This is a genomic window from Odoribacter sp. N15.MGS-14 (assembly GCF_000980245.1).
Taxonomy (GTDB): Bacteria; Bacteroidota; Bacteroidia; order Bacteroidales; family Marinifilaceae; genus Odoribacter; species Odoribacter splanchnicus.
In genome coordinates this window covers 1-6570 of sequence record NZ_LARE01000103.1, presented here as the reverse complement: position 1 = coordinate 6570, position 6570 = coordinate 1, and the positions used below count along the sequence as shown (strand labels likewise).

Here is a 6570-nt window from a genome sequence, read left to right as displayed (position 1 = left end):
AACAGAATTTTAGCTAGTGAGTAATTTCTTTCATTTTAGGTATTATATGCCAATTCAGAAGAAAGATCACCAACTCAAATATTTAACCATTAGTTGCTCATAACATCATGGTTTTCTCATCAACATTCACTATTTTTGCAAAAAGAGCAAATATGAAACAAGCTATTATCAATAAACTAAGAGAGTTCTTCAGGCTACAACCAGTTGAGAAAGCATGGGTGTTTGGTTCTTATTCTCGTGGAGAAGAATCAAGGGAGAGTGATATTGATATACTTGTACGCTTTGACAAGAATGCTAATGTTACTCTTTTCAAGTATATCGGTATCGTGAACGCTTTACAATCTCTTCTGCACAAGAAAATTGATTTGGTGGAAGAAGGACAGTTGAAAGATTTCGCTAAAGAATCAGCAGAACAGGATAAAATATTGATCTATGAGAGAGAAGCCTAAAGATATCAACCGCTTATCCCATATAATAGAGGCAATTGATAACCTGTTCGAATTTACTAAAGGTATCAGTTTTGACGAGTACAAGGGAAATAAGATACTCCGTTTTGCCGTTATCAAAAATTTAGAGATAATTGGAGAGGCGGCATATTTACTGACAAATGAATTTAAGGAAAAGCATCCAGAAGTCGAATGGAAGATTATAATTGGAATGCGCCATGTTTTAGTACATGGTTATTATCAAATCAGCGATGAAATGGTATGGGCTACAATTCAAACAGAATTATATCCATTAAAAGAAAAGGTTGAGTTATACAAACGGGAACTAGAATAAAATATCATCATAGATAAAATATACTGGCAATGGATTCACTTCTATTGCTTTTTTTATTTGGTGGAAAATTGTAGCAAATTTAGTTATATATTACCCAATAAAGATATTATTCACCAACTACAATATCATAAGCTAAGTAATAAATGAAATTGAAATTTAATGTATAACCAATTAATAACAAAAAGTATGTGTATAAAAATCATATTCCAACCACCATAATTTAGTGGTAAATTGCTTATATATAAGCTATATATTACTTATATTTAACAAAGTGTAAGAAAGGGGGGGATAGAATCGCTTGCCGATCGTTGGTACGTGGCTGTGAATCTATTATCTTTATGCCGTAATAAAATATGATGATGATGCAGGATATAATAAACGGACGCTGCGGTTGGTGTAAAACAGACGAACTGTATGTGAAATACCATGATGAGGAGTGGGGAAAATTGGTAACCGACGATAGGAGGCTGTTTGAGTTTCTGGTGTTGGAGAGTGCACAGGCGGGGTTGAGTTGGATAACGATCCTTAGAAAACGTGAGGGATATCGTAAAGCTTTTTACAATTTCGATGCCGGATTGGTTGCACAAATGACCGATGAAGATGTCGAACGGTTAATGCAGTTTGACGGTATTGTGAAAAATCGTTTGAAAATTAAGTCGACAATCACCAATGCAAGGCTATTCCTTGCCATACAAAAGGAGTTCGGTAGTTTCTATGATTATACACTGTCGTTTTTTCCTGACCGGAAGCCGATTATCAATGCTTTTCGGTCATTGAGTGAAATTCCGGTGTCTTCACCCGAATCCGATGCTATGAGTAAAGATATGAAAAAGCGTGGATTTAAATTCTTCGGAACTACGATTTGTTATGCCCATTTGCAGGCTTCAGGGTTTATCGACGATCACCTGACGGATTGTTTGTGTCGGAAAGTTGTCCGACAGGATGGATAGGGAATACGTTATATATGAGTACATGGTTATCATCAGATTAAAGGTGAGATGGCTTGGAACACAATACAAAAAAAGAGTTCTTCGGTTTATGCTCTAAGTCGTGGCATTCTGTCGGTCATAGCCTGGAGGATGAATTTGCATTTTTTAGCCAGGCTGCAGGTTTTCGGATACCTGGCTAAAAAATGATCAGATCGGATTGAAGGGAAATAGCGGTCTATAAGATCATATTGAATATAAATCCCGATAGGATAATAAAAGAGGCCACTGTGCCGAAGAATATCCCGATCAGCCGCCAGGTCATCACTTTCTTTAAAAGTGTCGCTTCGGGTAATGAAAGCCCTACTACGGCCATCATGAACGCAATGGCTGTTCCTACCGGGATTCCTTTGGCTACAAAAACCTGAATGACAGGAACAATCCCTGCAGCGTTGGCATACATGGGAACTGCCAGAATGACCGACAACGGTACTGCATACCAGTGTTCTTTCGACATATAAGTTTCGAAAAATCCTTCGGGGACGAATCCATGCATGGCTGCTCCGATGCCAATACCGATGATCACATATAGCAATACACCTCTTACAATACCCCAGGCATCACGCAGAATGACCGGTAACCGTTTCATAAAAGGCGTTCCGGTATTTTCCCAGGATTCACTTTCTGTTTCCGAATTTTGCTGAATGCTTTTCACCCAATCGCTTAGGTAACGTTCTAACCTGAAACGGTTCAAAACGATTCCGCCGATAATTCCCAATAAAATACCGCTTACCACATATACAACTGTGATTTTCACTCCGAATGTACCCAGGAACATGGCTACCGCTACCTCATTTACCAGCGGAGAGGTAATCAGGAAGCTTAACGTAACTCCCAGGGGAATCCCGCCTTTGACGAAGCCGATGAATAACGGAATGGATGAGCATGAGCAAAATGGCGTTATCGCTCCGAACAAAGCGGCAAATACATACTCCAGCCCATATAACCGGCGGGTAGTTAGATAGTGACGTAACCGCCCGATCGGGAAATAAGCATTTACTACTCCCATCATTACGCTGATTAAAAATAATAATAGGATGATTTTCACCGTATCGTAAAAAAAGAAATTCACGGCTTCTCCCAGATGACTTTTTGCCTCTAGGCCGAAAATCCCGTAGACCAACCAATCTGCAAATTTCTGTATCATAATCGAATTGTTTACTTCTCTCTTGTTATTATAAAATTATTTGAATACCGTTCCCAGATCTTCTGCTGAAATAAAGCCTGTGTGCCGGAATATTTCATGTCCGTTATTATCTAATATGATTTGTGTAGGAATGGCGGCGATCCCGAAATATTTCGTCCATTCCTGTGTTTCTTGCTTCGACACATTCATAAACCGAACTTTAACCCTTTTGCCGTATGTTGTTCGGATATCTTCCATGACACGTTCCATTTTCCGGCAGCTTATACAACCCATCGCTCCGAATTCCAGAAAAGTATATTGCAGTCCTGTATCGCGTCGGTCTTTGTAGTTGTACAAGATTTGTATGCTATCTGTTATGCTTGCTGCCGTCGTTTCGTTTTGCATCCGGCTCATTCGGGTGGAACCTAGCCGGATGAAAGTATCCTGTAATGCAAAGAGAACTATAAGGATAACTATAGGTAAAGTAACCGTTATTCCTGTTTTTATCAGTTGCCTTTTCATTCCTTCCTCCGATTTTTATAATAACCTGATCAGATAATAGAGGCCGGTGCCGGTGAATAACCAGCCGACAATCCTTCGCATCCATCGTTCGAACACCTGTAGGCGATTGTAGAAATGTCCGATTCCTGCAATACTGTAGGCCAGCAGCCAGGCCACTACCGCTACCGGTAAAGCTGTGGCTACAGCAAAAACAACAGGAAACCACATCCCGCCTGTTGAGATCGCTGCCATCGGTATCAGCAGACCGAAGTAGAAAACCCCGCTTGTCGGACAGAAAGCCAAGGCAAATAATATACCCAATGTCAGACTACCTACACCACCTTTCAGGTTTTGCAGTTTTTCATTGTCTCCCGAAAAACCGAATTTCGGAAGATTCAACCGTTGCCCCCATAGCATAAATCCACCGGTAAGCAATAGTAAAGGTGAAATAATCCATTCCCCCCACTGACTGATTCCTTTTTGTATGGCGAACATACTTGCTCCTTCCCGTAAAATGGGGATAACCAGCAGGCCCAGGACTGTATAGGTAATAATCCGCCCCAAGGTATAAAGTAACCCGTTTCGAAAAATTCGTTTCCGGTTACCGATATCCCGGCTGATAAAACCGATAGCCGTTATATTTGTTGCTAAAGGGCAGGGGCTTATTGCGGTCAGTAAACCCAGTACGAAAGCTGTCACGACAGGTAGACCGCTATTCATCAAAATGTCCGGAGATTCCATTATTTCATCAATATTTCAATTTTTTCTTTCAATCCTGCTTTAAATCCTTCGGGATCGCTTGTTGCCTTCGAAAAAGCAAATTCTGTCATATTGTTTCGCTGTTCCTGCCCATCTTTCCAGCGATTTACAAACAGAGATGACCAGGTGACTTCATACCGATCCGCTATTTTTTCTCCTTCTTTATCCGAAATATCTACTGTCCGGTATACGATCTGTCCGGTTTTCACTGCTTCTGCGAGACTTCCTGTCAGCAATTCTTTTGTCTGTGCCTCGATGCTTTTACAAGTCATACAACGTTGTTTCCCATGAAAATAAATTACCTCCACCCGGTCGCCGGTTACGGTTTGTTCCTGTAGCTGCAAGTTTCTGCTTTGCTTTTCTCTGCAGGCGGAGAATAGAGTCAATGTAATCAATAAAGTTGTGAGTCGCATGGTCGTTTATTTTACAAGTAACTTTTTAACCTCACTAACGGTCGGCTTTCGGCCGCTCGATACCACTTTACCGTCGATTACCAAGGCTGGCATGCTCATTACGTTATACTTCATAATCTCGGTCAGTTCCTCTACTTTTACGATCTTCGCTTCAATACCGGTTTCCGATACAGCTTGTATTACTGCTGTATAAAGTGCTTTACAACTTGCACAGCCTGTTCCTAATACTTTAATTTCCATCGTTTCAAAATATTAAATAGTGAATAATTCTCATCATACAAGATTCTTGTTATTATTGTTTGTAATTCGTAGAATTACGAACAATATTCGCATAAAAAAGCCTGCTGTTTTCAGCAACAAGATTTTTTGTCTTTACAATGACAGAAAAAAACTGAAAATAATCGTTTGGCTTCCTCCCAATTGGTCCGGTTGATACAATATTTCACTTTCGGTGCCTCTATTTCTCCCTGTATCAATCCGGCTTCCTTTAATTCCTTCAAGTGTTGTGAAACCGTTGCTTTGGCTATCGGTAATTCTTCATGGATATCTCCGAAAAAGCAGGTTTCCCGTCCTGCCAGAAATTGCAGGATAGCCATTCGGGCCGGATGTCCCATTGCTTTAGCGTAGCGGGCTATTCGTTCTTGTTCGTCTGTATAATCTTTAGTCTTCCCCATAAATCAATTTTGTTGTTTGCAAATTTACGAACAATATTTCAAACGACAAAATTCTGGCAGGAAATACTGTAGAAATCTCTGCCGGACGTTTGAAACAGAAACTCTGATCGGGAAATCGTTCATATGCTTATTATTACCCCGAAATGCCGGTCTCATCCAGTCGTCCCGGCACTGTTTGAGACTGATATCAAGGTATTAGCTTCCAATTGTGAGTTGAAGTAAGCAATGGCTGTTACATTGTCGGCATTACGGTACCTTCCTGGTCCTGATATCGGGCCTGAATTGCTAAGATCTGCCCGGTTTTACGACATTGTAATCAGAGGGGGCGATGGGATCGATCGGAGTGCCTTCAAAAGATGTTGTGGTGGACTGACGGGAAAGGAACATATGGTCGGTCCCATAAAACCAAAGTTGTATACCGGATAACATTATTATTTTAGTTATAAGAAAAAATGTTTATTTTTACAACTTTCTTTTAAAACAATGCGGTGTATTAAAAATTGATATTTAATTTCTATGCAGAACATACAACCTTCTATGGCAGCGTTTGCAGATACCAAGCCTCATTATGATTTGCTCGACGGATTGCGTGGGGTGGCTGCGATCACTGTCGTGTGGTTTCACATATTCGAAGCTTTTGCAACCAGCCATTTGGATCAAAGGATTAATCATGGTTATCTGGCCGTCGATTTTTTCTTTATATTGTCGGGGTTTGTTATCGGTTATGCTTATGACGACCGTTGGGGGAAAATGAAAACAAAAGACTTCATTAAACGTAGGGTGATACGTCTGCATCCGATGGTGGTGATGGGAGCTATTATTGGAGCCGTTATGTTCTATTGGCAGGGCTGTCCGGTTTGGGATGTGTCGAAAGTGACGATTTTGGCGTTATTTATGGCTACCTTTATTAATGCCCTGTTGCTTCCGGCTACTCCCGGAACGGAAATCCGGGGACTTGGGGAGATGTATCCTTTGAATGGACCTAGTTGGTCTTTATTTTTCGAATATATCGGTAATATACTTTATGCTTTGTTCATTCATAAATTTTCTACCCGGGCGCTTGCCGTATTGGTTTTTCTTGCCGGTTGCGGGTTGGCGATATTTGCTATCGGAGGACCGTACGGGGATATATGTGCCGGGTTTTCGTTGACCGGTACGGAATTTATTGCCGGATTTTTACGTTTGTTGTTTTCTTTTTCTGCCGGATTACTTCTTTTTCGTATTTTTAAACCTGTTAAGGTAAAGGGTGCATTTTGGATATGTAGCCTGTCAATCGTCACTTTACTGTCTGTTCCGCGTCTCGGTGGGGCCGAAGATTTATGGATGAACGG

General features: G+C 40.8%; 10 protein-coding genes. 4 read left to right on the top strand and 6 right to left on the bottom strand.

Features of this window, described 5'->3' with window-relative positions; genetic code table 11:
• Positions 1-152: 152 nt before the first annotated feature.
• From WS34_RS13880 to WS34_RS13870, 3 genes are all read left to right on the top strand, one after another.
• Positions 153-449 carry a nucleotidyltransferase family protein gene (locus WS34_RS13880; RefSeq protein ID WP_046402701.1) on the top strand — a complete coding sequence of 99 codons (297 nt, stop codon included), beginning with the start codon at positions 153-155 and terminating at the stop codon, positions 447-449.
• Positions 433-780 carry a HepT-like ribonuclease domain-containing protein gene (locus WS34_RS13875; protein ID WP_046402700.1) on the top strand — a complete coding sequence of 116 codons (348 nt, stop codon included), beginning with the start codon at positions 433-435 and terminating at the stop codon, positions 778-780. Before WS34_RS13880 ends, WS34_RS13875 begins: the two co-directional genes overlap by 17 nt.
• Positions 781-1142: 362 nt before the next feature.
• The gene (locus WS34_RS13870) at positions 1143-1730 is read left to right on the top strand and encodes a DNA-3-methyladenine glycosylase I (protein WP_013613504.1); all 588 of its coding nucleotides are present in this window, start codon (positions 1143-1145) and stop codon (positions 1728-1730) included.
• Between the two features lie 214 nt (positions 1731-1944).
• Here WS34_RS13870 and WS34_RS13865 read toward each other — a convergent pair whose 3' ends face one another.
• From WS34_RS13865 to WS34_RS13840, 6 genes are all read right to left on the bottom strand, one after another.
• On the bottom strand, positions 1945-2913 hold the full coding sequence (locus WS34_RS13865; RefSeq protein WP_046405538.1) for a permease: 969 nt from the start codon (positions 2911-2913) through the stop codon (positions 1945-1947).
• A 36-nt stretch (positions 2914-2949) separates the two neighbouring features.
• Positions 2950-3414, bottom strand: coding sequence for a thioredoxin family protein (locus WS34_RS13860; protein ID WP_286693805.1), 465 nt, complete (start codon positions 3412-3414; stop codon positions 2950-2952).
• A gap of 15 nt (positions 3415-3429) precedes the next feature.
• The gene (locus WS34_RS13855; protein WP_046405537.1) at positions 3430-4134 is read right to left on the bottom strand and encodes an aromatic aminobenezylarsenical efflux permease ArsG family transporter; all 705 of its coding nucleotides are present in this window, start codon (positions 4132-4134) and stop codon (positions 3430-3432) included.
• A complete protein-coding gene (locus WS34_RS13850; protein WP_013613509.1) occupies positions 4134-4565 on the bottom strand; it encodes a nitrophenyl compound nitroreductase subunit ArsF family protein in 432 nt (143 codons plus the stop codon). Before WS34_RS13850 ends, WS34_RS13855 begins: the two co-directional genes overlap by 1 nt.
• A 6-nt stretch (positions 4566-4571) precedes the next feature.
• Positions 4572-4805, bottom strand: coding sequence for a thioredoxin family protein (locus WS34_RS13845; protein WP_046402696.1), 234 nt, complete (start codon positions 4803-4805; stop codon positions 4572-4574).
• Between the two features lie 110 nt (positions 4806-4915).
• Positions 4916-5239: an ArsR/SmtB family transcription factor gene (locus WS34_RS13840; protein WP_013613511.1), complete on the bottom strand. Its 324-nt coding sequence runs from the start codon at positions 5237-5239 to the stop codon at positions 4916-4918.
• Positions 5240-5755: 516 nt separating this feature from the next.
• Between WS34_RS13840 and WS34_RS13835 the strand changes: the two genes are divergently transcribed.
• Positions 5756-6570: acyltransferase family protein (locus WS34_RS13835; RefSeq protein ID WP_046405535.1), on the top strand; the 815-nt coding region annotated here is incomplete at its 3' end.

Coding starts and splice junctions, on each gene's coding strand:
- WS34_RS13870 (WP_013613504.1), top strand. CDS start 1,143: ATGCAGGATATAATAAACGGACGCTGCGGTTGGTGTAAAACAGACGAA.
- WS34_RS13865 (WP_046405538.1), bottom strand. CDS start 2,913: ATGATACAGAAATTTGCAGATTGGTTGGTCTACGGGATTTTCGGCCTA.
- WS34_RS13850 (WP_013613509.1), bottom strand. CDS start 4,565: ATGCGACTCACAACTTTATTGATTACATTGACTCTATTCTCCGCCTGC.
- WS34_RS13855 (WP_046405537.1), bottom strand. CDS start 4,134: ATGGAATCTCCGGACATTTTGATGAATAGCGGTCTACCTGTCGTGACA.
- WS34_RS13875 (WP_046402700.1), top strand. CDS start 433: ATGAGAGAGAAGCCTAAAGATATCAACCGCTTATCCCATATAATAGAG.
- WS34_RS13880 (WP_046402701.1), top strand. CDS start 153: ATGAAACAAGCTATTATCAATAAACTAAGAGAGTTCTTCAGGCTACAA.
- WS34_RS13840 (WP_013613511.1), bottom strand. CDS start 5,239: ATGGGGAAGACTAAAGATTATACAGACGAACAAGAACGAATAGCCCGC.
- WS34_RS13860 (WP_286693805.1), bottom strand. CDS start 3,414: ATGAAAAGGCAACTGATAAAAACAGGAATAACGGTTACTTTACCTATA.
- WS34_RS13845 (WP_046402696.1), bottom strand. CDS start 4,805: ATGGAAATTAAAGTATTAGGAACAGGCTGTGCAAGTTGTAAAGCACTT.